The sequence below is a fragment of the Paracerasibacillus soli genome (assembly GCF_042432965.1).
Taxonomy (GTDB): domain Bacteria; phylum Bacillota; class Bacilli; order Bacillales; family Amphibacillaceae; genus Paracerasibacillus; species Paracerasibacillus soli.
In genome coordinates, this window is record NZ_JBHLWL010000040.1 from 152,953 (window position 1) to 179,050 (window position 26,098).

The 26,098-nt window shown below is 35.7% G+C and carries 28 protein-coding genes; 5 read left to right on the forward strand and 23 right to left on the reverse strand.

The annotated features are described in order from the left end of the window. Positions 1 to 128: 128 nt before the first annotated feature. The 7 genes from ACFFIS_RS11855 to ACFFIS_RS11885 form a co-directional block, all read right to left on the reverse strand. Positions 129 to 2,069, reverse strand: a complete 1,941-nt coding sequence (locus ACFFIS_RS11855; RefSeq protein ID WP_390187704.1) for a stage V sporulation protein D — start codon at positions 2,067 to 2,069, stop codon at positions 129 to 131. Positions 2,070 to 2,164: 95 nt separating this feature from the next. After that, the gene (locus tag ACFFIS_RS11860; RefSeq protein ID WP_390187705.1) at positions 2,165 to 4,384 is read right to left on the reverse strand and encodes a penicillin-binding transpeptidase domain-containing protein; all 2,220 of its coding nucleotides are present in this window, start codon (positions 4,382 to 4,384) and stop codon (positions 2,165 to 2,167) included. A gap of 14 nt (positions 4,385 to 4,398) precedes the next feature. Then, positions 4,399 to 4,776, reverse strand: coding sequence for a cell division protein FtsL (gene ftsL / locus ACFFIS_RS11865; RefSeq protein WP_390187707.1), 378 nt, complete (start codon positions 4,774 to 4,776; stop codon positions 4,399 to 4,401). After that, the gene (gene rsmH, locus ACFFIS_RS11870; RefSeq protein ID WP_320378861.1) at positions 4,776 to 5,753 is read right to left on the reverse strand and encodes a 16S rRNA (cytosine(1402)-N(4))-methyltransferase RsmH; all 978 of its coding nucleotides are present in this window, start codon (positions 5,751 to 5,753) and stop codon (positions 4,776 to 4,778) included. Before rsmH ends, ftsL begins: the two co-directional genes overlap by 1 nt. A 95-nt stretch (positions 5,754 to 5,848) precedes the next feature. Then, positions 5,849 to 6,280, reverse strand: a complete 432-nt coding sequence (gene mraZ / locus ACFFIS_RS11875) for a division/cell wall cluster transcriptional repressor MraZ (RefSeq protein WP_320378860.1) — start codon at positions 6,278 to 6,280, stop codon at positions 5,849 to 5,851. A gap of 239 nt (positions 6,281 to 6,519) precedes the next feature. After that, positions 6,520 to 8,142 carry a bacillithiol biosynthesis cysteine-adding enzyme BshC gene (gene bshC, locus ACFFIS_RS11880; RefSeq protein ID WP_320378859.1) on the reverse strand — a complete coding sequence of 541 codons (1,623 nt, stop codon included), beginning with the start codon at positions 8,140 to 8,142 and terminating at the stop codon, positions 6,520 to 6,522. A gap of 131 nt (positions 8,143 to 8,273) precedes the next feature. Then, positions 8,274 to 9,146: a 2-dehydropantoate 2-reductase gene (locus ACFFIS_RS11885; protein ID WP_390187712.1), complete on the reverse strand. Its 873-nt coding sequence runs from the start codon at positions 9,144 to 9,146 to the stop codon at positions 8,274 to 8,276. A gap of 106 nt (positions 9,147 to 9,252) precedes the next feature. Between ACFFIS_RS11885 and ACFFIS_RS11890 the strand changes: the two genes are divergently transcribed. Next, positions 9,253 to 9,732, forward strand: coding sequence for an N-acetyltransferase (locus ACFFIS_RS11890; RefSeq protein ID WP_320378856.1), 480 nt, complete (start codon positions 9,253 to 9,255; stop codon positions 9,730 to 9,732). A 106-nt stretch (positions 9,733 to 9,838) separates the two neighbouring features. Here the strand turns inward: ACFFIS_RS11890 and ACFFIS_RS11895 are convergent, their stop codons facing one another. The 4 genes from ACFFIS_RS11895 to ACFFIS_RS11910 form a co-directional block, all read right to left on the reverse strand. Then, positions 9,839 to 10,327 carry an RsfA family transcriptional regulator gene (locus tag ACFFIS_RS11895; protein WP_320378855.1) on the reverse strand — a complete coding sequence of 163 codons (489 nt, stop codon included), beginning with the start codon at positions 10,325 to 10,327 and terminating at the stop codon, positions 9,839 to 9,841. 95 nt (positions 10,328 to 10,422) lie between these two features. Next, on the reverse strand, positions 10,423 to 11,178 hold the full coding sequence (locus ACFFIS_RS11900) for an enoyl-CoA hydratase/isomerase family protein (RefSeq protein ID WP_390187716.1): 756 nt from the start codon (positions 11,176 to 11,178) through the stop codon (positions 10,423 to 10,425). Between the two features lie 82 nt (positions 11,179 to 11,260). Then, complete coding sequence (gene rpmF / locus ACFFIS_RS11905; RefSeq protein ID WP_320378853.1) at positions 11,261 to 11,434, reverse strand: 50S ribosomal protein L32; 174 nt, start codon at positions 11,432 to 11,434, stop codon at positions 11,261 to 11,263. A 38-nt stretch (positions 11,435 to 11,472) separates the two neighbouring features. Continuing rightward, complete coding sequence (locus ACFFIS_RS11910) at positions 11,473 to 12,000, reverse strand: YceD family protein (RefSeq protein ID WP_390187718.1); 528 nt, start codon at positions 11,998 to 12,000, stop codon at positions 11,473 to 11,475. Between the two features lie 199 nt (positions 12,001 to 12,199). Here ACFFIS_RS11910 and ACFFIS_RS11915 point away from each other — a divergent pair, with 199 nt between their 5' ends. After that, entirely contained in the window at positions 12,200 to 13,408 is a 1,209-nt protein-coding gene (locus ACFFIS_RS11915) for a nucleotidyltransferase (protein WP_390187720.1), read from the forward strand. A gap of 90 nt (positions 13,409 to 13,498) precedes the next feature. Here the strand turns inward: ACFFIS_RS11915 and ACFFIS_RS11920 are convergent, their stop codons facing one another. Continuing rightward, positions 13,499 to 14,524 (reverse strand): SepM family pheromone-processing serine protease, encoded by a 1,026-nt coding sequence (locus ACFFIS_RS11920; protein ID WP_390187722.1) that lies wholly within the window; start codon positions 14,522 to 14,524, stop codon positions 13,499 to 13,501. Positions 14,525 to 14,740: 216 nt separating this feature from the next. Here ACFFIS_RS11920 and spoVV point away from each other — a divergent pair, with 216 nt between their 5' ends. Then, positions 14,741 to 15,958 carry a dipicolinic acid transporter SpoVV gene (gene spoVV / locus ACFFIS_RS11925; RefSeq protein ID WP_390187724.1) on the forward strand — a complete coding sequence of 406 codons (1,218 nt, stop codon included), beginning with the start codon at positions 14,741 to 14,743 and terminating at the stop codon, positions 15,956 to 15,958. A 321-nt stretch (positions 15,959 to 16,279) separates the two neighbouring features. Here spoVV and coaD read toward each other — a convergent pair whose 3' ends face one another. The 7 genes from coaD to ACFFIS_RS11960 all read right to left on the reverse strand — a co-directional run bounded on the left by coaD (position 16,280) and on the right by ACFFIS_RS11960 (position 20,209). Then, entirely contained in the window at positions 16,280 to 16,762 is a 483-nt protein-coding gene (gene coaD, locus ACFFIS_RS11930; protein WP_320378846.1) for a pantetheine-phosphate adenylyltransferase, read from the reverse strand. Next, entirely contained in the window at positions 16,755 to 17,324 is a 570-nt protein-coding gene (rsmD, locus tag ACFFIS_RS11935; protein WP_320379779.1) for a 16S rRNA (guanine(966)-N(2))-methyltransferase RsmD, read from the reverse strand. The genes coaD and rsmD overlap by 8 nt, the downstream gene beginning before the upstream one ends. 316 nt (positions 17,325 to 17,640) lie before the next feature. Next, positions 17,641 to 17,916 (reverse strand): YlbG family protein, encoded by a 276-nt coding sequence (locus tag ACFFIS_RS11940; protein ID WP_320378845.1) that lies wholly within the window; start codon positions 17,914 to 17,916, stop codon positions 17,641 to 17,643. A 26-nt stretch (positions 17,917 to 17,942) separates the two neighbouring features. After that, positions 17,943 to 18,377 (reverse strand): YlbF/YmcA family competence regulator, encoded by a 435-nt coding sequence (locus tag ACFFIS_RS11945; RefSeq protein WP_320378844.1) that lies wholly within the window; start codon positions 18,375 to 18,377, stop codon positions 17,943 to 17,945. A gap of 56 nt (positions 18,378 to 18,433) precedes the next feature. After that, a complete protein-coding gene (locus ACFFIS_RS11950; RefSeq protein ID WP_390187729.1) occupies positions 18,434 to 18,667 on the reverse strand; it encodes a YlbE-like family protein in 234 nt (77 codons plus the stop codon). A gap of 5 nt (positions 18,668 to 18,672) precedes the next feature. Beyond that, entirely contained in the window at positions 18,673 to 19,062 is a 390-nt protein-coding gene (locus tag ACFFIS_RS11955) for a YlbD family protein (RefSeq protein ID WP_390187732.1), read from the reverse strand. Between the two features lie 79 nt (positions 19,063 to 19,141). Beyond that, complete coding sequence (locus ACFFIS_RS11960) at positions 19,142 to 20,209, reverse strand: CAP domain-containing protein (protein WP_390187735.1); 1,068 nt, start codon at positions 20,207 to 20,209, stop codon at positions 19,142 to 19,144. Between the two features lie 304 nt (positions 20,210 to 20,513). Here ACFFIS_RS11960 and ACFFIS_RS11965 point away from each other — a divergent pair, with 304 nt between their 5' ends. Beyond that, the gene (locus tag ACFFIS_RS11965; RefSeq protein ID WP_390187736.1) at positions 20,514 to 20,879 is read left to right on the forward strand and encodes a YugN family protein; all 366 of its coding nucleotides are present in this window, start codon (positions 20,514 to 20,516) and stop codon (positions 20,877 to 20,879) included. Between the two features lie 177 nt (positions 20,880 to 21,056). Beyond that, positions 21,057 to 22,115, forward strand: coding sequence for a sporulation integral membrane protein YtvI (gene ytvI, locus ACFFIS_RS11970; RefSeq protein WP_320378840.1), 1,059 nt, complete (start codon positions 21,057 to 21,059; stop codon positions 22,113 to 22,115). Between the two features lie 79 nt (positions 22,116 to 22,194). Here the strand turns inward: ytvI and ctaG are convergent, their stop codons facing one another. From ctaG to ctaD, 4 genes are all read right to left on the reverse strand, one after another. Continuing rightward, positions 22,195 to 23,106 carry a cytochrome c oxidase assembly factor CtaG gene (gene ctaG, locus ACFFIS_RS11975; protein ID WP_390187738.1) on the reverse strand — a complete coding sequence of 304 codons (912 nt, stop codon included), beginning with the start codon at positions 23,104 to 23,106 and terminating at the stop codon, positions 22,195 to 22,197. A 162-nt stretch (positions 23,107 to 23,268) separates the two neighbouring features. After that, on the reverse strand, positions 23,269 to 23,592 hold the full coding sequence (gene ctaF, locus ACFFIS_RS11980; RefSeq protein WP_320378838.1) for a cytochrome c oxidase subunit IVB: 324 nt from the start codon (positions 23,590 to 23,592) through the stop codon (positions 23,269 to 23,271). Positions 23,593 to 23,595: 3 nt separating this feature from the next. Further along, the gene (locus tag ACFFIS_RS11985) at positions 23,596 to 24,216 is read right to left on the reverse strand and encodes a cytochrome c oxidase subunit 3 (protein WP_320378837.1); all 621 of its coding nucleotides are present in this window, start codon (positions 24,214 to 24,216) and stop codon (positions 23,596 to 23,598) included. A 1-nt stretch (position 24,217) separates the two neighbouring features. Beyond that, on the reverse strand, positions 24,218 to 26,092 hold the full coding sequence (gene ctaD, locus ACFFIS_RS11990) for a cytochrome c oxidase subunit I (protein WP_390187741.1): 1,875 nt from the start codon (positions 26,090 to 26,092) through the stop codon (positions 24,218 to 24,220). Positions 26,093 to 26,098 lie beyond the last annotated feature (6 nt).

The window sequence follows — 26,098 nt, forward strand, 5'->3', positions numbered from 1 at the left end:
TTAAGAAGATATTCAAAAGGGTTAGTCGTTCTAACTCTAGCCGACTCAGCCTTTCAAGTCTTTTTTTGAAACTCTTTTTCACCTAACTCATTATATCAAAAACAAGGCGATAACTCGATAGATTTACGCTAATCTTTTTTTGTATTTTTAGAATCAGATAGATACACTCGTACAGTTGAGCCAGATTCAACTTTCGAACCAGGTAAAGGAGCTTGATCTATGATATATTCACCCTCACCCTCTAACTCAAGATGTAAATTTGTCATATACTCTACTAATTTATTTTTATTCGTTCCAACTAAATCAGGCACTTCCACTTTTGGTTCATCCGGCCATTGATATTCCTTTTCTAGTCCATCTTTTCTTGGTTCTACACCAATCGCATGTAAACTATCGCCAATTATTTTCCCAACAATAGGGGCAGCTACTACCCCACCAAATTGAACTGTTCCTTTCGGATTATCAACTGCAACATATACAACAATTTCCGGATCATCTGCAGGAGCAAAACCGATGAAAGAAACAATATGATTATTTGCCATATAGCGACCATCTTTTCCGACCTTTTGAGCAGTACCAGTCTTTCCCCCAACACGATAACCATCAACATATGCAGGACGCCCAGTCCCGTAAGCAACCACACTTTCCAACGCTTTCGTCACTTCTTCAGAGGTTGATTTTGATATAACACGCTCTTGAACTTTTGGCTCCTGTTGTTTGACAGTCTCCTTTGTTACAGGATCGACCCATTCTTTTGCTATAAAAGGTTCATATAAATAGCCACCATTTACAACAGCTGAGACAGCCATCACTTGTTGAATCGGGGTGACAGAAACACCTTGGCCAAATGATGTCGTCCCTAATTCAACAGGGCCAACTTGTTCCGGCTTAAACAAAATTCCATTTCCCTCACCCATTAAATCGATACCCGTTTTTGTACCAAAGCCAAAATTCCGAATGTACGTAAACAACTTTTCAGCACCTAATTTTTGACCAAGATTAACAAATCCAGGGTTACATGAATTCTGGACAACTTCTAAATAAGATTGATGTCCATGTCCACCACTCTTCCAGCAACGTAAATTTGCTCCACCGACTTTAACCGAACCTTTATCTGTGAAATGGTCTTCTTCTAGATCGACTAGCCCTTCTTCTAAAGCTGCTGCTAGTGTAATGATTTTAAATGTAGAACCAGGCTCAAATGTACTCCAGATTGGTAAATTTCGGCTATAAACTTCAGGATCTGCTTGCTGATAATCTTCAGGGCTAAATGTCGGTCTTGTTGTCATTCCTAATACTTCACCAGTTTTTGGGTTAACTGCAATTGCGATTGCTCCATCTGGATTATATTTTGCCACTGCCAGATCCATTTCTCTTTCCATAATGGTTTGAATTCGAGAATCAATCGTCGTTTTGAGATCTAACCCATCTTGAGGAGCGGTATAGACATCTGCTAATTTTAACTTTCCACCTTTCGCATCGGAATAGAAAGAGAGTCTACCGTTTTTTCCTTTTAATAATTCATCGTGATACAATTCTAACCCCATTAAACCTTGATTATCGATTCCTGTAAAACCAAGTACATGTGCTAAATCATTTCCATATGGATAGTGTCGTTTCGAATCCTTTGCTAAATATATTCCATCTAAATTCAAAGTTCGAATGGCTATTTCTTGTTCTTCATCAATTTTAATTCCCTCTGGTCTTAATTCAACTGACATAGACGGTCTTGTAATCTGCTCTAATACTTTTTGCTCGTCTATATTTAATATATCCGCTAATTGATTAGCAGTATTTTCAGGATCTTTTACTTGCCTTGGGACTACGACAATCGATGGCGCAGTAACATTTTCAGCAAGAATATCTCCATCCCTGTCCAAAATCAGACCTCTCTCAGGTTTAAACGTAATATCCCTACTCCAAGATTCATCTGCTAAATCCATCAGTTCATCACCTATTACAAATTGTACATAACCTAGTCTTAAATCGATAATCGCGAAGATAAGTAATCCAAAAAGAAAAACAGTAACTAATCTTCTTTTCACCGTCACAGTTGATACACGTTTCATTTTCAATCCCCTTTTCATAGGTAGGCTTGTATCAACTATATGAATGTAAAAAAATGATTAGAACACTGTTTCATGGGAATGTTTTGCTATTTTAATTATGAATCTTCTTCGTTTATACTTTTTTTCTTATCTATTTTTGGCTTTTCAAATTTAACTTGAAGTGGCATACCTTTTTTAAGTTCCTTACCTGCTTGAATACTCTGTTTAACGACAAAGCCATTTCCAGCTGTATCTACCTTCAAGTTTAAAAGATTAGCTAGTTGTAATACATCCCGCAAGGACCATCCCGTTATATCGGGCATTTTTGGTTTATCGGAAACAATTATCATTCGTTCACCTTGTAATATCTCTGTATCAGACAAAATATTTTGTTGATTGATTGTTTTTCCATTCCCGATAATTACAGGAGTTATGCCTATATCCTTTAATATCTTCTTCGCCTCTACAGTTGTTTTTCCTACTAGATTTGGAGTTTTAACTGTTTCAACTTGCTTACTTTGCTCTTTATCAGGCTCGATATCTAAGTAACGTAGTGCATTTTCCATTACATTTTTGAAAATAAATGAAATTGGTGCTTGACCAGACTCATATCCATCTTCAGTTAAAAGATTTGGTTGTTTTACCGCTACATACATCATTAACTTTGGATCATCAGCAGGGGCCATGCCTAAAAATGAGAATACGTTATTTCCATAACCGGTTAAATAACCTTTACCTTTAGGATTAGGAATTTGTGCAGTACCTGTTTTTCCACCGACTGAGTAATCTGCTAAACCATAACTCGCACCTGTTCCATGCTCTCCACTTACAACTGATTCAAGCAACTTCAAAACCTGTGTAGCTGTTTCCTTAGAAATAGGTTCACCTGCGACTTTTGGTGTATGCTCTTTAATAACTTCTCCTGTATTAGGGTCTACTATTTTCTTTACAACGAACGGCTGCATCATTTTGCCATTATTAGCAATGGCAGTTGCGGCTTTCATTTGTTGAATTGGTGTAAAAGTACTCCCTTGACCAAAAGAAGTTGTTAATTTTTCATCTGGATAATTGTACAAGATTTTACCGACTTGCTCTCCTGGTAAATCGATACCTGTCTTTTGATCAAATTGAAAAGCTTTCAAGTATTCCAAGAACGTATCAGGGCCCATCTTTTCCCAAACTAATTTCGAGGCAGCTACATTTGAAGAACGTTGAAATCCTTCATCAAATGAAATTTTCCCCCATCCACTTCCGCCATTGTGGTCTCTCACCTTACGAATTCTTTCATTAATTTGATATGTTCCAGATTGATACGCCTCTGAACCATTATAAACCCCTTCTTCGATGGCTGAGGCCCAAGTAAATATTTTCATCGTCGATCCTGGTTCAAAAGGAATCGATACGGCATCATTGTACCAGTTTTTCACGTCAGTTGGATTATTTGGGTTATAACTTGGCCTGTTACTCATCGCTAGAATTTCTCCCGTTTTAGGATTCATTACAATTGCGATTAACCGATTAGGAGTATAATTTTTCTCTGCCTCTGACATGACATCCTCTAACAACGTTTGGATTTTTTGATCAATTGTTAAATAAATATCGTCCCCATCTTTCGGAAGTTGAACGCGTTCCTTCGGATCGAGTAATTTCTTACCATAAATATCTCGTTCATAAGAAATACGCCCATCCTTTCCTTTTAATAATTTATCAGATGCGTTTTCAATTCCAGCAATACCTTCAATTTCTCTTAATGTTTTTCCCTCTACCTCTTTTTCAGTTTCTTGTGCAAAACCAATAATATGTGAGGCAAAAATACCATTCGGATAATAACGAATCGGTTCTTCAATGAAGTGAAGTCCCGGCAAGTTCAATTGTTCAATTGCTTCCTTCGTTTTCATCGCCAAGCCTTTTCCTTTGGAACCAAATTCAATTTGTTTTGTTTTTGGATTATCAAGACCTTTTTTTAGTCGATCGTATAAGTCTTGTTTTTTTATTTTTAGCAAAGGAGCTAGTAATTCCGCAGTTTCTTCCGGATCTACTATATGTTTAGGTGTTTTTGAGTTTTTGGAGATATCCTGATCGACTGTTGCATATATGCGGAATGTAGGGCGATCGTAGGCTAAGGCTACACCGTTTTTATCAAAAATTTTACCTCTTTCCGCACTAATAGTGTATGAAGTTGTTCGTTTATCCTTCGCCCATTCTTTTAAAGATACATGATCAATCTCGCCTGTTGTTTGGATGTACAAAAATCTACCAGTTAAAATTAAAAATAAACAAATAAAGCCTAACATTAAAACTCCCGCAACTATATTTGTCGTTTTATTTTTTTTCATTACTTGTCACCTGATTACTCGTTGCTTTTTGATGATGTTGCCTTTTTTATTTCCGCATTTTGAATTGTTAAGCCACTCTCTTTTGCTTTTTTAATAATTCTTTCCGGTCGACTTAATTCCTTTATTTCAAATTGAAGTCCAGCGTTTTTTACTTCTTGTTGTTGAACTTGATGTTCAAGTGTTTGTAGTTTCCTATTCAAACTATCCGTTGTTGAAGAATAAAGGACAATACATACTGCCGCAATAATTAAACTTACACCAACAACCGCATATAGGACTTTCTCTCCAAGTGTAATCCATCCCGTTTTACGAACGACAACTTTTTTTGTTTCTACTTTTGGTACTTTTGTTGTATAGTTTTGTTCCCAACTTCTTACATGCGGAGCAGCCATTATTTTTTCCACCCTTCTTCATAGATAAAGTCATTGTTCCATGTACGTACCTTTTCAACAATTCTTAATTTTGCTGAACGCGAACGTCGATTTTCATTAATTTCTTCCTCCGTAGGTACAATCGGCTTACGTGTTATCATTTTAAATGGTGCCTCATGTCCTTCAGGAAGAAATGGTAAATTTCTCGGTGTCGGTTTTGGTGTACTCCATGTTTTAAAAGCTTGTTTACATATTCGGTCTTCTAAAGAATGGAATGTTATCACCGCAATTCTTCCACCTATTTTTACAGATTTAGCTGCTTGATGTAATGCGTCATTAAAGACACGTAATTCGTCATTAACAGCAATCCGTAATGCTTGAAAAATACGTTTTGCTGGATGACCACCTTTTCTTCGTGCTGGTGCTGGAATAGCATCTTTAATAATTTCAACTAACTCAGCTGTTGTTGTAATTTCCTTTACTTGCCTACTCTGTTCTATTTTTCTAGCGATTTGTTTTGAAAACTTTTCTTCACCATAGGAGAAAAATATTTTCACTAATTCTTGATATGACCAATTATTTACAATGTCATAAGCAGTTAAACTTGCGCTTTGATCCATTCGCATATCCAATTTTGCATCATGTTGATAACTAAAACCGCGCTCTCCGATATCTAATTGTGGTGAAGAAACCCCAAGATCAAATAATATGCCATCAACTAGTTCCACTTTATGTTCCTGTAAGCTTTCCTCTAGATGTTGAAAATTGCTATGAATGAATAAAGTTCGTTGTAAATAGTTATGTAGTCTTTTTCTAGCTGCCTGCAATGCTTGTTCATCTTGATCAAACGCTATAAGTAAACCATCATCATGAAGTTTTGAAACAATATTTTCGGAGTGTCCACCGCCACCAACTGTGCAATCGATATAAACTCCATTCGGTTTAATCGCTAAACCCTTAACGGCTTCATTTTTTAAAACTGTATAATGTTCAAACAATCGTAACACCCACTTTATTATTTTACGTTATTCTTTTTGCTTCGTTCACGAAGGAGGATAAATGCCCCGGAATTGGAGCCTTTTTACACGCTCTATCAAATATCAAAGTCCATTAAATTTTCCGCTATCTCAGCAAAAGACTCCTCAGACTCAACAAAGTATTCTTCCCAAACTTCTTTTGCCCAAAATTCAATTCGATTCGATACGCCAATGACAACACATTCGCGATCTAATGATGCGTATTTCCGCAATGGCTGCGGAACGTTTATTCTTCCCTGTTTATCAATTTCACATTCAATCGCACCTGAAAAGAAAAATCGCGTAAATGCACGGGCATCCTTTTTAGTGAGTGGTAGTTGTTTTAATTTTTCCTCAAGTATTTTCCATTCTTCCATAGGGTATGCAAATAAGCATTTATCAAGTCCACGGGTCACTACAAAACTGGCACCTAAGTCCTCACGAAACTTCGAAGGAACAATAATACGCCCTTTTGTATCAAAGTTATGTTGGAATTCACCCATGAACATACTATTCACCCCACTATCATGTTACTATATTACCACATCCCCCCACTTTTCACCACACTTTTTCTAAAAAAGCAACACAGATTATAAATTCGACATTTTCTCAACAAAAAAACTGCCATTATGGCAGTTTTCTCTCAGCTTATTATTTACCTACAACAATTGATGTAACACACTTTCCTTTGATTGCACACAATAAATTGCTCTCGTTTTAAATAAAGTGGTGGGAAGTGGTACGTTGATTACAAACGAACGATATAATGCTCGTCATATAAGGAACAATTCGCATCTACCAGTTCTTGAATAATAGCCTTTCCATACTCGTTTAACAATGGTAATGGATTCCAAATACGCTCTTGGTATCCTCCATACGGATAAAGTGCGCTGTTTATAAAAGTAAACTCTCGTATTCCATGCGCATGTTTATCCATAATTGCATGATTCATCTTTTTCTCTAAAAAGTCAATTTCACGGTGAATTCTTTGCAAGTTTGTAGTTGCTATTTCTTCTAAATCACCGCGTAAATCACGTGCAACAGCTCGTAATGGATGATGCGCATTTGTTATTGCCTGTTTCACATTTTCAAAAAGCAAGGCAATCGGCGGTGTTGATTGAACTTTTAACCACTCCATTTTACTTACTTCTATTCTTCCAGTAAGTGCTTCTCGCATAGAAATAGTATATTTTTCCATCAGTTGATCGATTTTATGATTGACATACGTAAAAGAAAGTCGCGGAACAACTACAGGCATCTTCATATTTAATGCGTGAAATGCACGTTTTAAAACAGACCAATAACTAATTTCCCCTAGCCCGCCGACAAAGGCAAGAGACGGAAAAACTAATTCTTGCATAAGCGGCCTTGTCATAACATTATTACTTAGTAAATAAGGTTTTTCTTTCGCGATATTTATTAATTCCTCTGTTGATAACTTTACTTCATTTTGTTTTCCGACCCAGTTTCCCTCATCATCTCTCATTAGTAAAATTCTTTCTTGATGCAAATGATAAAATAGATTGCCATCCTGTTTATCTACTTGTAAATCAACTGGATAATGGTGCAATGCAAGCTCTTTAAATGAAGCGTAGACTCCTGCACTAATTTCAGGTTGCTTCATAATCATTTCCACAAAAAACTCAGATTCCAATTGTCGTAACAAACGATGATTTGAATCAACTAAGACTAATCCTTCTTTATGAAATAACTGAAAAATGAAGCGTGCAAAAAAGTCTACAAAAGTATTCGATTGAGCTAGACATTCTGATACTTCCTTGTACAATTGCTTTGTATATGTTGTTTCATTCATTTGTACAAAAATTTGCCCTAACCACTGCTCTGCTTTCACTTTATCAATTTGAATATCAGATACAGGTTGTTTTGTCACAACGTGCTGCGGAAATTTTACTTTCTTCATTTCTGAATCCGCCATCATATAGACATGGTTGATTTCTTCAAAATCATGATCTTCTCCTGCTATCCAAAAGACTGGAACAACCGGAATATTCAGCTGTTCTTCTTGCTCTTTTGCTAATTGAAGAATCGAAATTATTTTATGTACCGTATACATCGGTCCGGTTAATAGGCCAGCCTGTTGCCCACCAATGACAACTACACTGTTTGGTTCACGTAATCTATTAATGTTTTCCAGTGTCGCATGGGGAGCATCCCAATCTTTATTTATTTGATACAAAACTTCTGATAATTGCTCTCGTTTAAAACTCCGGCTATTTAAATCATCGACCCTATTAGAATAACTTTCATTTGCTAATGGATAGTCAAAATAATTCATTATAAATGCATTATTGCTTTTATAATCTTCTATTAAATTTTGTTTTGATTTAATTTTTATAGGGTCAAGCTGCATCATTTACTGCTCCTTTTTCATTTCTATTCGAAACATGTATTTTATATAGTCACTATATATTTTACATAATCCCTTTTGAAATTTCATGGAATCTGTTTTATAAAAGATTTATGTCATCCTATGTTTTCCATTCATTGTATTCCCTCTTCATATTCTAAAGCTTTCACACTTTGATAAACAAACAAGGAATAAGGTAGCTTTTTACTGCTTTTATTTAAAATATAACCAGTTATAGCCTCTATTTCAGTTTGTCTATGATGAAACAAATCCTTTACCATGGAAGATTGATTATAACTTGTACTTTCGGCAATACTTTGCACATGGTCCCAACTTTTCTTTTTATCTATCCCTAGCACTTCAGCAGTTTCTGAACATAATTCGAACGCTAATTGTTGTATGAATGGGTTGGATAAGATTTTGCCATTTTGCACGTTAAATATAGCCGTCAATGGATTAATGACCGCATTGACCACTAACTTCTTTGCTAGCATCGATTCCCAATCATCACAATTTACAACAGGAAAGTCTCGTTGATTTAATTGTTCAGTTATGGTCTGATACTTATTTTGTTCACCATTATAAAGAGCTATTTCAACTTTCCCTTTTCCAGTTTGTATAAATGTATTATCATTAACTTTTAACACACCATGTTCAACAACCCCTATATAAACAGGCTGCTTTAACGCTTGAATAAATGGAATATGCCCCATTCCATTTTGCAAAAAAATAATCGGCACAGACGCATCTATTTTCTTAAAAACAGTCAACAGTGATGTTAAATGAAACTGTTTTACACAAATGATATAGCAGTCTTCTTCCCCTATCTCTCTAATAAGTTTTACTTGTACGTGATGTTCACATACATTTTTTTCGTGCAGTCCTTCTTGCACTAATAAACTTTTTTGCTCTTCTCTTCTAACATACAATGTAATGTCATGCACACTATTTAATTTGCTTGCCGTTAAAAATCCAATTGCTCCCCCACCGATAACTCCTATTTTCATTTAACTTTTCCCCTTTTCTCCATCACTCTTGTTTCCATATCTATCTATTTATATTATAATAAAATATATTATAATAAAATTATTCTGGCAACGAGGGGGGAATTTCATGATTGAAATGAAGGTTGCAAGACTTTTAATTAATTATAAAACTTTAGAGGAATTTAAGCATTTTAAAGAGTATGGGCATCAAGAACTTTCCATGTTAGAAGATTTAGAGCATAACATTGTGGAAAACGATAGCGAATCTCCATTTTATGGGATTTATTACGGAGAATCTTTAGTTGCCCGCATGAGTTTGTATAAAGTCAATAAGAAATACGATGCTTATTTTGAACCTCCGCAAGACTATCTTGAACTATGGAAGCTGGAGGTTTTGCCATCATACCGCGGGAGAGGATATGGCAAGACACTTGTTGACTTTGCAAAGGGATTCAACTTACCAATCAAAACAAATCCACGTATAAACTCACATGATTTTTGGGAGAAGATGGGGTTTCAAAGGGCGAATTATGAAATGGAAAGAGATCTTGGTGAAAATCCACTAATTTGGCTACCAGAAGGTGTAAAAGAACACGAAACTAAATAATGAATTGTTTAAACTATAAAAACGCTGCTGCGTGATACGGAATCATATATTTACGATTTCCACTTGCATCAGCGTTTTCTGTTCTAACTTAAATGATGAATAATTCCTATTTATTCTGCGTAATATTTTTTTCTTCTACCCAGCTCCATAATTTATGCATTTCTTTCCAAGCACTTTCATAACGAGCAACACGCATTTTCAATTGATTATTTTCGCTTTTTAAATGTTGCAGTAGTTTATCTTTATTTTCATCTACCGCTGTCGCTTGTTCAGCAAAATTCCCCTTCATCTTCTCCAGTAACGATATAGCTGCCTCTATTGGATTTTCCTCTTCATGTTGCGTATCGCTAACTTCCCAGTGAAATTGGCCACGTTGCTTTCTATCCTCTTTTGCAAGTTGGATTGCATCTTGATATTTTTTCCTTAGTGTTGCATTCCAGCGAAATCCACAAGCCGCAGAGGTCCGAGACAACTGACGAGCAACGTGCTTGAACGCCTCTAATTGCGTCTTCCCTTGCCTAATATAACGCAATACAGTCTCTGCTAAAATGATATCCTCATCTTCCGTCCAGGCATCCTGACGTGTTACATGCATAACATCACTCCTTACCTTCTTTGGTAACAATGTATGCAATAACTAGTAGTGATAGAATAACTCTTTTCATATTTCACTTAAAATATCATAGCATTTTATCTTTTACGAGATAAAAAACGGTTTACAGCTTGTTTATGTTCATGCGTATCCCATAATATCGCAGCATTTTTCATTTCCTCATTCATATCTGCAGATAAAGATAGATTGGAGAGTTTTCTTTTGTATTGACTTTTTAATATTTTCATTTGTTGTAAAGATCGACTGGAATATGTAGCTAGAATTCTTTCAAATGTGGATTCTTCTGATATAACTTCATGAATCCAGCCCTTTTCTAGTAAGTAAGTGGCACCATATATTGTACCTTCCATCATCCATTGAAAAGCAAAAGCTGGATGTACCTTTTCATACAATAACACACCACCGCCCCAACCAGGAACAATTCCTAGGTTTGATTGAATAAAACCGAACCTCGTCCCAGGCTTCGTAATACGTATATCACATGCAGTAGCTAATTCGCAGCCTCCCCCCATTGCATCTCCATTCATAAAACATATGACAGGTACCGGGAAGGACACTATCTCATATAAAACTTCTTTCATAGGATATAGCTTGGCGAAAGCATCATCAGGAGTTAAATCTCCATGCAATTCGGTTAAGTCACCACCTGCACAAAAAACTTTATCACCATTTCCCGTGATCACGATAAATTTATACTTTTCTTCTCTTGCCTTCAATAAATATTTTTTTAATAGTTGCATCATTTCTGTTGAAATCGCATTACGCTTTTCCGGTCGATTTAGTCGTATTATCCCGTAGTCTTGCTTATGCTCATACGTTATGAAATGATCCATTCTCTTTCCCTCACTATCCTATTTTTATGTATACAAAAACAGATCACTCGTATACTAGAGGGATCTGTTTAACGTGGTTTTATTATTTTGCGATTACTTCTCTACCATCATAATGTCCGCATGCTTTACATACGTGGTGCGGTTTTACCATTTCCCCACAGTTTGCACACTCGTTTAAACCTGGTAAATGTAATTTTTTATGAGTACGTCGTTGGTTTTTCACTTTTTTAGAAGTTCTTCTTTTAGGTACTGCCATGCCTTACACCTCCTTCAAATGAAAGGAATAAGTAATTCTTATTTCTCTTTCTTATGATGTTTTAATAACGATTCCAGTTTTTTTAAACGGGGATCAATTGGTTTTTCCTTCTCTTCTTTCGGGCCGACTCTCCACCCTTGTCCACTATGTGGCACTTCGCTCGCATCGGTATTTTCCGAGAATACACGAAAAGGAACTTCCAATAAAATATTTTCCTTAATATAGGGAGTTAAGTCAAGTACTTCTCCATGAACAGGATGAATTTCTTGTTCTTCTTCATCCTCACCATAATAAGGTGACGTTGTAAAATATTCTTTTGCTTGTATGGTAAACGGATACTCGACATCAACTAATGTTCGTGCACAAGGTAAAATCATTGTACCAGCGATAGCAAAATCCATGGTAATTTGTTCACCATTTAGAATACATGAACCTTTCACATGAACAAAGCCAATTTTTCGAATATCATTATTCATTTTTTCCAATTCAGAAACATCAACGTCTCCAGCAAACTCAAACGGTTTAGAGTGTGCACTTTTCTTAATTTGTCCCAACGTAAATTTCATTGTTTTCACCTCAAGGCAACAAGAGTTATTTTATAGGTAAAATCATCATTTGTCAATATTTTTTCTTTACACTCGTTGTTTTTGATAAACTGTACCATATTGTCTATTTAGAATACATCAATTTGCTTTGTTACTGCAACCAAGCATGATATTTGGTAAACTATAAATAATTGTATTTTATATGAACGGAGCGAAAAAAATGAATGTTTGTGGTTTAATTGTTGAATATAATCCATTCCATAATGGCCATGCATATCATATCCAAGAAGCAAGAAGGGTTTCACAAGCTCAAGTCATTGTCGCTATCATGAGCGGTTCATTCCTACAACGCGGCGAACCGGCTATTATTGATAAATTTCATCGAGCAAAGGCCGCATTACAATCTGGTGTTGATATCATAATTGAATTGCCATACTTATACGCCGTACAGAGTAGTCGTTTATTTGCACAAGGGGCAGTAAATACTTTATTCCACCTTGGTATAACCGACTTATGTTTTGGTAGTGAATCCGGTAATATACAAGACTTTATATCGAGTTATGAACTGCTTCTTCAGCAGCAAGACACGTATAACCATACATTGAAAAACTTATTGAAACAAGGTGAGTCTTTTCCAATAGCTAGTAGGGAAGCTTATAAAAAAGTTGGATTAGATGGTGCAACCTCCATTGATTTAACAAAGCCAAATAACATTTTAGGTTTTAGTTATGTACGTGAAATTTTGGATAAGCAACTACCTATTCGCCCTTTAACAATTAAAAGAATCAAAAGCGACTACCATGATACCCATATCCATAGTTCGATTGCTAGTGCAACAAGTATCCGTGAAGCTATTATAACAAAAAGGCGTAGCGTACGGGAAGTTGAACGAACGATTCCAAGCGCAACCCTCGACCAAATGGAGCAATATAAAAGTGAGACAGATATTTTCCATGATTGGGAAAATTACTTTCCTCTCATTCATTACCGCGTGATGACAATGAGCCCGGAGGAGTTGGAGTCTATTTTAGGTGTCGATGAGGGATTGGAATATCGCTTAAAAAGAACCGCACCTCATGTCACTAATTTTAAAGATTGGATGCAAGCCATGAAGACAAAACGGTATACTTGGACAAGATTACAGAGAATGTTTGTGCATATTTTAACGAATACAAAGAAAAGGGAATTAGAATTAATTCGTGATCACGTCCCATATATACGACTTTTAGGTATGACAAAAGCGGGACAGCAATATATACGTAGCCGCAAAAAGAAATTGCAAGTTCCTCTCATAACTGGAATAGGTGGACAAGTACATGCTCTCCTAAAAGTTGAAGAACGAGCGTCAGCAGCCTACTATAGTATATTATCACCAACTATGCGTCAGCAATTCCTTCATCAAGAACTAGAAAAACCCATTATACGATAAAGAGAATCTTTTTTTATATACAAGGGCTTCGATTCAACAAAAAAGGAGCTGGGACATAAGGGTCTGACCCTATTGTCCCAGCTCCTTCCCTTATTTTTCATTTGCCAATTTTTCTAAATAGTGTAATGCATCATAGAATGTATCGACAGGAACTACTTTCATTTTGGTGCCGATTTCCTCTGCTGTTTTTCTGGCAACCTCATAATTAGAGTCCTTTCTCCCACCTTCATTTGGTGCAAAGAAAATTGCGCATCCTTCTTTATCTGCGGCAATGACCTTTTTATCTATTCCACCAATTCGATGGACGTTTCCATCATAGTCTACTTCTCCAGTGCCTGCGATTTGCAATCCATTCGTCAAATCTACTTCAGTTAGCTGGTCGTAAATTTCTAATGCAAACATAAGACCAGCACTTGGCCCGCCAATATTACCACTACTAAAATTAACTTCTGGTTCAACCGATATATTCCGGTCCGTTACAAGCTGAATACCCATACCGACTTTTTTGTCATTATCTGAAAACGTATCTAACTTGACCTTTTCTGTTATTCTCTTATCATCTCGAATTACATCAAGCGAAATAGTTTCGCCTGCCTTTTTTGTTTCCACATAATCAATAAGATCTCCAGACTCTTTTACTTTATGTCCATCAGCTCCAACAATCCGATCACCAGATTGAAGCTTTCCTTCCGCAGGCATGTTATCAACAACAGATACAACATAGACACCTTGATAATCTATCTCAATCTTCTTATCAGCTGCCTGATATGCAACTACAATGGACGCTTCTTGAGAACTCTCCATCATTTGTAATTGTGCATGAAAGTATTCTTCCTCCGAAACTCCTTTCGGTCTTACGTTTTCTAGTGGCATAATTTCTTGATGTGGCAAAACTTTTGCCAATATGTATTGAATAGGATTTGCTTGTCCACCACGTACTGTTACCAGATGCATATCTCCCGCACTTTCATAGCCACCTTCTACTTGTACAATTGGATCCAGTGCATCTGCGCTTCCCGGCTTATATACGTAATAAGGTAGCTTATAAAATAATAAAAAAGCAGCCAACAAAACAGTTGCAATCGTACCACCTAGTTGTCTTTTTGTAAATCTCATCCTTTTACCCCTTCCAAATAATCATATATATACATGTGATATATACCGTATTACGTCTGTTTTAAAAAGTGTATGGCATATTATGCTCATGTATGTGCGTATATTGATATAGACTTAAACTTGTAGGTTGTCCGTCATTACGAGATGTTAGCACTATTTTACTATTATAAAAAATAGAAGTACAGAGCTATACATTCAGATTAGGAGGAAAAAAGCTTGAAGTCTATAATGAAAACATTCCTTTTAGCAGGTTCAGCTATATTTATAGCAATCATTCTTATTTCTTTTCCTCAGGATGCATATGAAGCCAGTATCCGTGGATTAAACATGTGGTGGGAAATTGTCTTTCCGTCTTTGCTTCCTTTTTTCATCACAGCCGAATTGTTATTAAGCTTTGGAGTCGTACGATTTATCGGAGTTTTATTTGAACCAATTATGCGACCGCTGTTCAAAGTACCTGGAACCGGAAGCTTTGCCTGGATTATGGGAATGGCTAGTGGTTACCCGACTGGAGCAAAAATTTCCGTACGCCTCCGAGAAAGCAAGCAACTGACACAGATTGAAGCAGAAAGGTTAGTGTCGTTTAGCAATGCATCGAGTCCACTCTTTATATTTGGAGCAATTTCAGTCGGTTTCTTTTATGATGCGAAGTTAGGCATTTTAATTGCTGTAGCACATTATTGTAGTAACTTTTTAGTCGGCTTATGTATGCGATTTTATGGTCGAAAAGCCGAAAAAAGAGGCCAACAAATAATGCCTCATAAAAAGGAAAAAGTCACACTTAAAAGAGCGCTTCATGAAATGCATGCCACTCGTATGGAGGACAAGCGTCCACTTGGAGAAATATTAGGCGATGCCGTCATTCAATCCATTCAAACATTAGTGATGGTTGGTGGCTTTATCATATTATTTTCAGTACTAACGACATTACTATATCTCGTCAATATTACATCTAGTATTTCCCTCATCATAGAACAAGTATTTATTTATATTCAATTTCCGGTAAACCTGGCATTACCATTTATTTCAGGGCTATTTGAAATAACAGTTGGTGCAAACCTTATTTCTAAATTAACAAATGATTATTTTCTGTCAAGCATCGTTTTAGTTAGCTTTATTCTAGGCTTTCATGGGTTTTCTATTCAAGCACAAGTCGCCAGTATTTTATCAAAAACTGATATTCGCTTTGCACCTTATTTCTTTGCTCGTATTCTACATGGCTTTATCGCCAGTTTTTTAACCATTCTTTTGTACCGACCTCTTTATTTGAATAGACAAGTTATAAATATAGGGGATGTGCCTGTAACAACTCCGGTTGCAGAACAAAACTGGGGAATTATTATGAGTAATCTGCAACATATTGGTCCAGCTATTTCGTTTGTATTCTTAGGTCTAGCAATTTTTATCCTTATGAAGCGAATGAGAAGAGCCTAATGGTAAGCAACCTCCTACTTTTTTTAAGTTAAACCATTCTTTTCTAAAAACGCTATTTTCTTATAGACTACTATCGATACACAATAAAACCAAACTGTCTCGTAACGTGCTTGTTAATGTACTCATATTTACTGAAGATAGTGCTGATTCCCCCGCTTCGGCAGAACACTTCGCTTTCCGCGGGCACGGCCTTGCCCCGACACCGGGGTATGCCGACGTTGGGCACAAAGCCCGACTTTTTATTGACCTCTATAAGCATAAACAAAAAAAGAAACAAGCACTTCTCATAAGATGGGCTTGTTTCTATATTAATACGAAACTCTATTTAGAAAACTTTGCTATTAGTGCTTTTTCGACAGGTTTTGGTACGAGATCAGAAACACAAGCACCATACTTGGCAACTTCCTTTACAATACTAGAACTAAGAAAGGAATATTGATTATTTGTCATCATAAACAACGTTTCTACCTCATCGTCTAATTTTCTATTCATAGATGTAATCTGCATCTCATATTCAAAATCACTAACTGCACGCAAGCCTCTTAAAACAACTTGGGCCTCTTTTTGTTGTGCATAATTAATTAATAAATCCGCACTAGAATCAACTGATACATTCGGAATATGTTTGGTGCATTCCTTAATTAATGCTGTACGTTCTTCAGCTGAGAACAGCGGATTTTTAGCTTGGTTATTAAACACAACGACAATTAGTTCATCAAATATTCGTGCACCCCGTTGAATAATGTCAAGGTGGCCATATGTAATGGGATCAAAGCTACCTGGACAAATTGCTAATTTACTCATTTATTAATACCCCTTTTTTATAGATTGTAATACCAATAGTACCACCATAATGGTCTTGCTTTATTTTTACTAATTTTGGTTCTAATTCAGGTAACTGTTCGTGTATATCGTGTTCACAATATAGAAGGCCATCTGGTGCCAAAAGATTTTTGTTTAAAATATGATGAATCATCTTTTCATAATCTAATTTTCCGTATGGAGGATCTAGCAATATTAATTGAAAACATATATTCCTTTTACTCAGAACATTAATGGCACGGTAAGCATCGTTTCGATAAACTTCTGCTTGATTTTGAATAGAGAGTGTATGTAAATTCTCTTTAATTGTTTGAATCGCTTTTAGTTGTTTATCAATAAATATAGTACGTTCCATGCCCCTACTCAATGCTTCGATTCCAAGCCCACCACTACCTGCAAATAAATCGAGGCAATAGCCTCCGTCAAAAAATGGGCCTAGCATTTGAAATATAGACTCTTTTACTTTATCTGTGGTCGGTCTTGTGGCATTTCCTGAAACTGCTTTTAATTGTCTACCTTTAAAGTTACCAGCAATAACTCGCATAGCATCCTCCTTCACTCTATGTTTCGACAATAATCCTAACACATTTTTTATTTTTTTACATTTTTTCTTCCTTCATCCCATATAAATTAAAAAACAATACCTTTTTTCAATAAAAATATAATTTAACCGTATATAATTTATTCTTCTGTCCATAATACAAGTGAGGCAGCTAATTGACTGCTGTTTCAGAACACGGAGAAGACTTACACTTCCCCATAAGTACTCTCCGGTTTCTCCTCTCCCTTTGCCTCTTTGTTTTCTATATGAAAACAAAGAGACCTGCAGAATGGTGTCTGCAGGTTTTTTTTTATGTAAACTATATACCAAGTTTATAATCGTATTGTTTCGCCTTATCTGGTTTTGCATTTTCATATGTTGTGTTTACAAATGGTTTATAAGATAACTCCACTCTTGATACAAAAGAATACTTCAGCAAGCGGTTGAAAATATCATCTATATCTGATTGATTCACATATATAACGGCATATTTAAGTTTTTTCGAGGAATAAATTAAATGTCCATGCCGCTTCAACTGCTTTAAGTTTTTCATATGCTGGAACCAAACGATTAATCCTTGCCTTTCAGTTCTCATTTTTAACCTCGCTTTTTCTCAACTATTTAGGAAACCTTACAACCACAGCTACCGCCAGAACCACAACCACCATCAGATAAAGCAGCTCCATCTTTAGGTACCTTAATTTCCTCGCTTACACTACATGCAATAATCTCGCTAATTTCATCTAAAAACTGTTGCAAACTTCTTTCAGCTACTTTGAAAGCTGCAACAGTAGGATGCATATCCATTTCTCGTTTTGTTGCACGAATTTTTTTCATGATTTGGTTGTAGTCCGGATGGTAGCGTCCAAAGCGTTGAATATCCTCATAATCTTCCTTTATATAATTAAAAGCTTGAATAAGCTCTTGTGCTTCCTTATCAAGTTGTAACTCTTCTTTAGCTTGATGATAATCATGCATTACTTCAGAGTTACGAATTATATTCCCTAATATTTCAGACCTATCTAATACGTCTGCAAATTCAAGGGTTGCAATCATACGTGCATTCACCTCCAATCTATTATTTACATTTTATCATGATTAAGCGTTAACAATCAATCTTTCATTGCCTCAGCTAACTGCATTAACATCGATGTTAATTGAATTTGGTCTTGTAAAGTGTCTAATCGCTGTGAAAAAGTCTTTCCATAAAATACTTTAGCTTCTCTTTCCATCTTATAAATATTTTCAGGATTTCTAGATAGATATCGATACCACATTGGATTCTTTCGCACAAATTGCAATAAATCTGGTCTACTTTTTAAATAGATGATCACATTTTTATCCATCCCTATCAGTCCTTAAACCAATTAAAAGGTTGATTTTGATGAGGTTCATTCGGTTTTTTTTCAGTTTGAAACTGTGCTAACAATTCCTGCAATGTAGACATCGTACCATTTAATTGTTTTACTTGATTTTGCACCTTTTCAATATCGATCTTATTTGTAAAATTGATTAATTGAGAGAATAGCTCTGATTTTTTATCTACCTTATCCTCTTTATCTGCGGAGTTTTTCGTTTCCTTATACTTTTCCCAGAACGGATCATCCTCGCCAAGTAAGTTCCATTTCTCATAATATTCCTGCCAAGAATGACCACTTTTTCTAATTTCCGCACGTAGACCAGGATGCCTATTTAAGAAATCTTTAAACGCTACGACACTAGGATGTAACGATTTACTCATGTCTCATCACCTCTATTTGTTCCGAAGATTTCTTATAGTTTATGCAACTCGCCTATGTCTTGTGCGTATCAAGATTTTTTTAAGGTTTATTTAAAAAGTTTTGCGTGTAATGAAACTGATAGACTCCGACTCCCAAATGAGTATAATTCTTTTCCAGTAATGCTTCACGATGACCAACACTATTTAGCCAACCTAAGACAGCAGCTGGAGCATCTGGATATTGTGCCGCGATATTTTCACCCGCAGTTAAATAAAATACATCCTTTTCTGCTAATCTTTCCTTTAACCCTTGTCCATCTAAACGATAATGCGAAAAATAATCATGTACCGCCATATCCTTACTATGCAAATAAGCAACTTCACGCACAGTATCATCCCAACGCAAAGCAGGTTTACCAAAATAATGACGAAAGACATTTGATAAATCGAATATTTGCCTTTCCATTCCAGTTTCTACTTGTTTCCATGTTTTTTTATTTAGTTTTGGCTCCTTTGGTAATGGACCCCGATATTGTATTTCATAAGCACGATGTTTTAGTAGGACATCGCCCGTTAGGATCCGAACTGCAATAAGTTTGTCCGAAAATGTATCGAAATAGTTTTCCACAAAAACATTCTCCGTTATTTGAGTGAGTGGATGCGCTAGTAAATCTTCATCATGTAAATGAAATTGATATGAATTTACCCCATCTTTATATGTCACCTTACTTTTAACGTCTATCGTCTTTTTTAACTCTTCGTACGTCATTCCAATTTTCATTGGTTCTGTAGAAATATTTTCTCCCGCAGCAAAAATCGTCTTCACCTTTTTATCTTCAATTCCAAACTGTATATATTCTTCTTTCTGATCAGTATATACCCACCAAGTATATCCATATGGACTTATGTCTTTACGGGTTGGTTCTCCCATTTCTTCCACGAGCTCATGAGTAGATTGATCAATCCAATGATATAAATCTCCTTTAAAAGATTTACTTAACAAACGTTTTTCTGGTAATTGCTTCTTTTTTACTACACTATCCTTTTTTACAAATGAAGTAGCATTTTTATCATTCGCTTTATTTGGCTGTATCATGTTATTCCCTAATAAAAATAAACCCGTTAGCAAGATGAGTGAAACAAACAAAATAAAACGTCCTTTTTTCATAACCATTCACCTCTAGTAAAATACTTTATTCTACTATATGAGCTAGATTCCCAATCCATGCATTTTTTTATCTGTATGATTACGTAACACGAAATTTCAATGATGAAGTTCTAAATGTCATGTCTGTTTACACCAATTGAGATCACATACTCCACATGACATTTGCATCGTAACCCTATCGATATTCTAGAACAAACCTGTAATCGCTACCAATATATCTCCTATCTATCCACTTTTCAATTGCAACTTCATCTAATTCATACTATTATAGTTTAATGAGGACAACATATGTGAGGTGAAGAAAATGAAACTGGAAAACCTAGGAATTGAAGAACATATCATGGATCTTAAACCATTAGACCATATTATGGGAAAACACGCATTTATCCGTGCTGGTCAATGGGATTATGAACGCGTAACATATGACTATAAAATTGGATCAAACGAAAAAAATATTACATACTATGTTCGTATTCAAGGTTTTGCAACAGAAGGTGATGTTGATCGTGGTGATGCAGTAATTCAATTAAAAACACCGTTATTAGGTAAACATTACTATCCACATGGTATCGAATATGGAGAAGAAGAAAACTTCCCAGAAAACCTTGTAGAACGTGCAAAAAACCTTGTCTCCCGAGTAAATGATGAACTAAAGCAATATACGAAGTAAAGATAGAACATAAAGATTAGCTAGTGCACAACGAAATCATAGCGTGTGCATTAGCTTTTTTATTATGATAAATATAAATTTTTTAACTATATCTGTTCAAAAGAAAATTTTAATGCTATATTCATAATAAGGTTCCGTCGTATCGTATTCTAACTGGAAAGGAGAATCAAATTAACATTGATACGAAAAATTACAAAGCGCCAATGGAAGACATTTCTATTTATTGCGCTTATCATTATCTTGTTATATATCATTTTACCTATCTCTTTGCCTTTAGTTATCGCATTTCTTACTGCACTGATGCTAAATCCAATTGTACGTTGGATTCAATCTACGATACGTCTTGGTCGAAAAAGCTCAGTAATTATTGTATTTCTCCTTTTCCTAGTTATCACTGGAGTTGCAGGTACTTACATTGTTATTAAAGCTGTCGCTCAAGTGGTAAATTTTGTTGAGGATGTTCCAGCATACTTAAATCTTTTAAATCAAGTTTATCAACATTGGGAAGACGTATTCCGACAATATGCAAATAATTTGCCTCCCGAATTTGTCAAGCAGGTTACAACTAGTATACAAGAAAATCTAACAAGTATAATTGATCGTGCAAAAGATATTATTACCATTGATAATATTTCGCAAATTGTATCTAAGGTACCACAATATCTCATTAGCTTTTTAGTTTATATCATTGCACTGTTCCTTGTCATGCTTGAACTTCCTATTATAAAATCAAAAGGCTACAATCTTTTAAGTGAATCCACTGCAAAAAAGGTTAGTTTTATGAGTGAGCGTTTATCAAATGTTATAATAGGATTTTTTAAAGCACAATTTTTAGTGAGTTTGATAATCTTTTCTGTTTCATTAATCGGGCTACTAATCATCGTACCAGAAGTTGCGATTATTATGGCACTTGTTATTTGGATTATCGATTTAATTCCTATTATAGGGTCCATTATTATATTGGCACCATGGGCACTATTTATGTTCTTATCTGGTAATTCACCAATGGGTATTCAACTAAGCATACTAGCTGTTATACTGCTAGCAATTAGGAGAATAGTAGAACCTAAAGTAATGGGTAAACATATCGGATTATCACCACTGGCAACACTAATTGCCATGTTTTTAGGGGTCAAATTGCTTGGTGTAATGGGCATCATTCTTGGGCCACTTATCGTAATCGCATTTCATTCTGCAAAAGAAGCAGAAATAATTTCGATAAATTTTAAAATCTAGTAATAAAAAAGACGTGTAAATACACGTCTTTTTTATTGGTTATCATTATTTTTCCTTTATGTTATGATGCACGAACTTATTATTTTATTACATTTGTATCAGGCAGTGGATCGATTGGATCAACCTTTAAACTCTCTTTTGTAAACCAAGAAAAGAAAACACGAGCTAAAATGAAAATATATATGAGCTCCTGAACTATTTTCATAATGATTCCACCTAATTGTTGGTCATCTAAAACAGATAACGGCGAAAACATCTCTGGTCCAGATATTCCAAAATTCATTCCTGCTAAAACATCTCCTGGCACACATAAACTCAAAGCTTGTACCCATGCACCTGTTGCACTATAAGCGGCAAATAATGGCACATCTGAAAATATTATAAGCGCACATGCTGGTGTAATTAATACCCCATTACCAAACACATAAAATATCTTTACCAATGGTTTTAACCTGTCAAACTCCTTTAAAGGTGACATAACAGGGAACCACATGATAAATGCCGCAATTAGCAAAATGATTGTACTAGCGGTATGCGCAATAATAGACGACTTTGTAAAATCAAATATCGCTGGCATATGGTATAACGAAAATAATCCGTTAAAAGATAAAATAGAAATGATTGGATTACTAACAAAGTTAAAGAAAGGATATAGCACCGAATTTAGTACAACCTTTTCCCAAATCCACACTGGTAAGCCTTTAATAATTAAAATCGGAAAAATTAAATACAATAATGCCATTTGGGCCATGTGAAATGACAACATAATATGTGTTAATAAATCAATAGGGGAACCTTTCAAAATGTAAAGTAACACTAAAGCCAAATAAAATGCCACTTGTTGGCCGATTGTTGGTTTAGCATTTCCACCAAATTTATGCCGGTAAGGTCCCGTAATAAGATAGTATGCTATTCCGAGGCAAACGACAAAAGTGAAAAAGTAAGGACTCCACAACGCCCGAAAGCCAAAAACTTGTAATTCTAACCACATTTTTCCTCACTCCAATCCAATAAATATGGATTCCCATTCTTTAATATAACATACGTAACAAATGTGTACACAATCCCAATATGACAAAATTTGAACATTTAACATTAAACTGAAAAAGACCGGGAATTCCCGATCTTTTTCTACTCACAATATACTTGCAGCTTACCACCAAACAGCAGCCACTAGTCCAAATATTGTTAAAAATGCTGCCCAACTACCACCAACTATCATTACAATTGGCAGTCCATGTCCCTTATCTTTCATATGCATAAAATAAATAAACTGAAAAGCTACTTGAATTGTCGCTAGCGTTAACAAGAAAAATACTGCAAACATCCGATCCATTACACCTGTAGCTACAATTGTAAAAGCAATTAACGTTGCTACAATCATCAGTGCAAAGGAAATCATATGCCTTTTCATTTCTTCTTTATTTTTCTGCTTTTGAAACTCAGTAAGTTTACTGGAACTGGTGTTTTCTGTCACTGTTTAGCCCACCTTTCCCATGAGATAAACTACAGTAAATACGAATACCCATACAACATCAATATAGTGCCAGTATAGACTAAATGTATTAAATTTAGGTGCGTTGTATAAGTTTAATCCTCTTCTAGCATTGCGTATCATAATGACAATCAACCAACAAATACCAAAAGTCACGTGACCACCATGGAAACCAACTAACGTGTAGAAAGCTGATCCAAAAGCGGATGATCTAAAAGTAAAACCGTACTCAGTTATATAATGTGCAAACTCATATATTTCGAGTCCTAGGAAGCCAATTCCCAATAGACCAGTGATACCTAACCATAGCTGCATTTTTTTATAGTTATGATTTTTCATATGATACATTGCATATACACTTGTTAAAGAACTTGTTAATAACATTACTGTCATAATAAATACAAGCTCTAGACCAAATAATTCTTCACCACTTGGTCCTCCAGCGGTGGAGTTTCTTAATGCTAGAAATGTACCAAACAAACTAGCAAAAAGAACCGTCTCTCCACCTAAGAAAAACCATAAACCTAGAAATTTATTTTTACCTTCAAGGGTGGCCTTTTCTGGTGATTGTGGTAAGTTTTTTGGATTAAGAACATCGCTACTCAAGTTAGTCTGCCTCCCTTTCCAATTCCTCAACAGGTATATAAAATCCAACATCATCTTGTAAGGAACGAATAATCATCATTAAGAGTGAAAGTGCCATACCGCCAAATAAAGCGATGTACCATAAATCATTCACCTTTTGGTAAATAAATCCTAGACCAGCAATAAAGAATCCAACTGACATGATAAATGGCAAGATTGATCCATTAGGCATGTGAACATCTGCTAAAGGTTCACCGGCTGTCATTTTTCCATTACCTTCTGTCTTCTCAATCCAAAGTGGGTCTAAACCACGTGTTAATGGCAACTGTGACCAGTTATAAAAGACTGGAGGAGATTGTGTTGTCCATTCTAACGTACGACCATCCCATGGATCATTAGGTGCCTTTTCACCTTTTAACCAAGAATGAAAACCGTTATAAATAAATACGATAACACCAACAGCCATGAAGAATGCCCCGACTGTACTTATCATATTTCCTAAATCTAAGTCTTGATCTTTTAAGAATACCCAGTAACGACGTGGCATTCCCATTAAACCTAGAAAATGTTGGATAAAGAATGTTAAATGGAAGCCGATAAAGAACGTCCAGAATGAAATTTTACCCATTGTTTCATTTAGAATACGTCCAAACATTTTTGGCCACCAATAATGTAATCCTGCAAAGATACCAAACACTGTTCCCCCTACAATTACATAGTGGAAGTGTGCAATAACGAAATACGTGTCATGGTACTGGTAGTCAGCCGCAACTGTTGCAACCATGATCCCAGTCATACCACCAATTGTAAAGGATGGGATAAAACCTAAACTCCATAACATAGCAGAGTTTATTTTTACACTTCCGCCCCACATTGTGGCTAACCAGTTAAATATTTTTATACCAGTTGGTATCGCGATAGCCATTGTTGCAACTGAGAAAATAGTATTCGCAATTGGTCCCATACCTACTGTAAACATATGGTGCGCCCATACCATGAAGCCCAAGAATGCGATTAACATTGTTGCAAAAACCATTGATGTATAACCAAATAGACGCTTTTTAGAGAATGTCGCAAAAATATCACTAAATAACCCGAAACACGGTAAAATTAGTATATATACTTCTGGGTGTCCAAAAATCCAGAATAAGTGTTGCCATATAATCGTATTTCCGCCTAATGCCACATCAAAGAATGCTGCACCAAACATACGGTCAAACATTAATAAGAATAACCCAATTGTTAGGGCTGGAAAAGCGAATAAAATTAAAACACTTGTAATAAATGTTGCCCATGCAAATAGTGGCATACGCATATACGTCATACCAGGCGCTCTCATATTAATAATGGTAACTAAAAAGTTAATTCCACTCATTAACGTTCCCGCACCTGCAATTTGTAATCCCATTACATAAAAATCGACTCCCAATCCAGGAGACTGTGTAGATAATGGTGCGTAAGCTGTCCAACCTGCATCTGGTGCTCCACCTAAGAACCAACTAATGTTTAATAATAGTCCACCAAAGATAAATAGCCATACTCCTAATGAGTTAAGGAATGGGAACGCAACATCTCTCGCTCCAATCTGTAAAGGCATGGCAGCGTTCATTAACGCTAATAGTATCGGCATGGCAGCAAGGAAAATCATCGTTGTTCCATGCATGGTAATCATTTCGTTGTAGACTCCAGCACTTACAAAGTCGTTTTCAGGTACAGCAAGTTGAATACGAATGATTAGTGCTTCAAGACCACCTAGTAAGAAGAAGAAACCTCCTCCAAATAGGTATATATGAGCAATTTTCTTATGGTCTACAGTTGTTAAATAATCCCAGAGCACTGCGCCAAAGCTTCTTTTTTGCGAAGTGCTTGTGATTTTATCAGTAGCTGTAATACTCACAAATGT

Excerpts from the sequence above, each read along its gene's own strand:
- ACFFIS_RS11900 (WP_390187716.1), bottom strand. The coding sequence starts at position 11,178 with ATGGATCATTTCATAACGTATGAGCATAAGCAAGACTACGGGATAATA.
- ACFFIS_RS11915 (WP_390187720.1), top strand. The coding sequence starts at position 12,200 with ATGAATGTTTGTGGTTTAATTGTTGAATATAATCCATTCCATAATGGC.
- rsmD (WP_320379779.1), bottom strand. The coding sequence starts at position 17,324 with ATGCGAGTTATTGCTGGTAACTTTAAAGGTAGACAATTAAAAGCAGTT.
- ACFFIS_RS11965 (WP_390187736.1), top strand. The coding sequence starts at position 20,514 with ATGAAACTGGAAAACCTAGGAATTGAAGAACATATCATGGATCTTAAA.
- ACFFIS_RS11855 (WP_390187704.1), bottom strand. The coding sequence starts at position 2,069 with ATGAAACGTGTATCAACTGTGACGGTGAAAAGAAGATTAGTTACTGTT.
- ACFFIS_RS11955 (WP_390187732.1), bottom strand. The coding sequence starts at position 19,062 with ATGAGTAAATCGTTACATCCTAGTGTCGTAGCGTTTAAAGATTTCTTA.
- ACFFIS_RS11895 (WP_320378855.1), bottom strand. The coding sequence starts at position 10,327 with ATGCATGTAACACGTCAGGATGCCTGGACGGAAGATGAGGATATCATT.
- ACFFIS_RS11920 (WP_390187722.1), bottom strand. The coding sequence starts at position 14,524 with ATGAGATTTACAAAAAGACAACTAGGTGGTACGATTGCAACTGTTTTG.
- ACFFIS_RS11910 (WP_390187718.1), bottom strand. The coding sequence starts at position 12,000 with ATGAAATTTACGTTGGGACAAATTAAGAAAAGTGCACACTCTAAACCG.
- ACFFIS_RS11950 (WP_390187729.1), bottom strand. The coding sequence starts at position 18,667 with ATGGATAAAAATGTGATCATCTATTTAAAAAGTAGACCAGATTTATTG.
- bshC (WP_320378859.1), bottom strand. The coding sequence starts at position 8,142 with ATGCAGCTTGACCCTATAAAAATTAAATCAAAACAAAATTTAATAGAA.
- ctaG (WP_390187738.1), bottom strand. The coding sequence starts at position 23,106 with ATGTGGTTAGAATTACAAGTTTTTGGCTTTCGGGCGTTGTGGAGTCCT.
- ACFFIS_RS11860 (WP_390187705.1), bottom strand. The coding sequence starts at position 4,384 with ATGAAAAAAAATAAAACGACAAATATAGTTGCGGGAGTTTTAATGTTA.
- ACFFIS_RS11885 (WP_390187712.1), bottom strand. The coding sequence starts at position 9,146 with ATGAAAATAGGAGTTATCGGTGGGGGAGCAATTGGATTTTTAACGGCA.
- ACFFIS_RS11940 (WP_320378845.1), bottom strand. The coding sequence starts at position 17,916 with ATGAGAACTGAAAGGCAAGGATTAATCGTTTGGTTCCAGCATATGAAA.
- ACFFIS_RS11890 (WP_320378856.1), top strand. The coding sequence starts at position 9,253 with ATGATTGAAATGAAGGTTGCAAGACTTTTAATTAATTATAAAACTTTA.
- rpmF (WP_320378853.1), bottom strand. The coding sequence starts at position 11,434 with ATGGCAGTACCTAAAAGAAGAACTTCTAAAAAAGTGAAAAACCAACGA.
- coaD (WP_320378846.1), bottom strand. The coding sequence starts at position 16,762 with ATGAGTAAATTAGCAATTTGTCCAGGTAGCTTTGATCCCATTACATAT.
- ACFFIS_RS11960 (WP_390187735.1), bottom strand. The coding sequence starts at position 20,209 with ATGAAAAAAGGACGTTTTATTTTGTTTGTTTCACTCATCTTGCTAACG.
- mraZ (WP_320378860.1), bottom strand. The coding sequence starts at position 6,280 with ATGTTCATGGGTGAATTCCAACATAACTTTGATACAAAAGGGCGTATT.
- ftsL (WP_390187707.1), bottom strand. The coding sequence starts at position 4,776 with ATGGCTGCTCCGCATGTAAGAAGTTGGGAACAAAACTATACAACAAAA.
- ACFFIS_RS11945 (WP_320378844.1), bottom strand. The coding sequence starts at position 18,377 with ATGATTGCAACCCTTGAATTTGCAGACGTATTAGATAGGTCTGAAATA.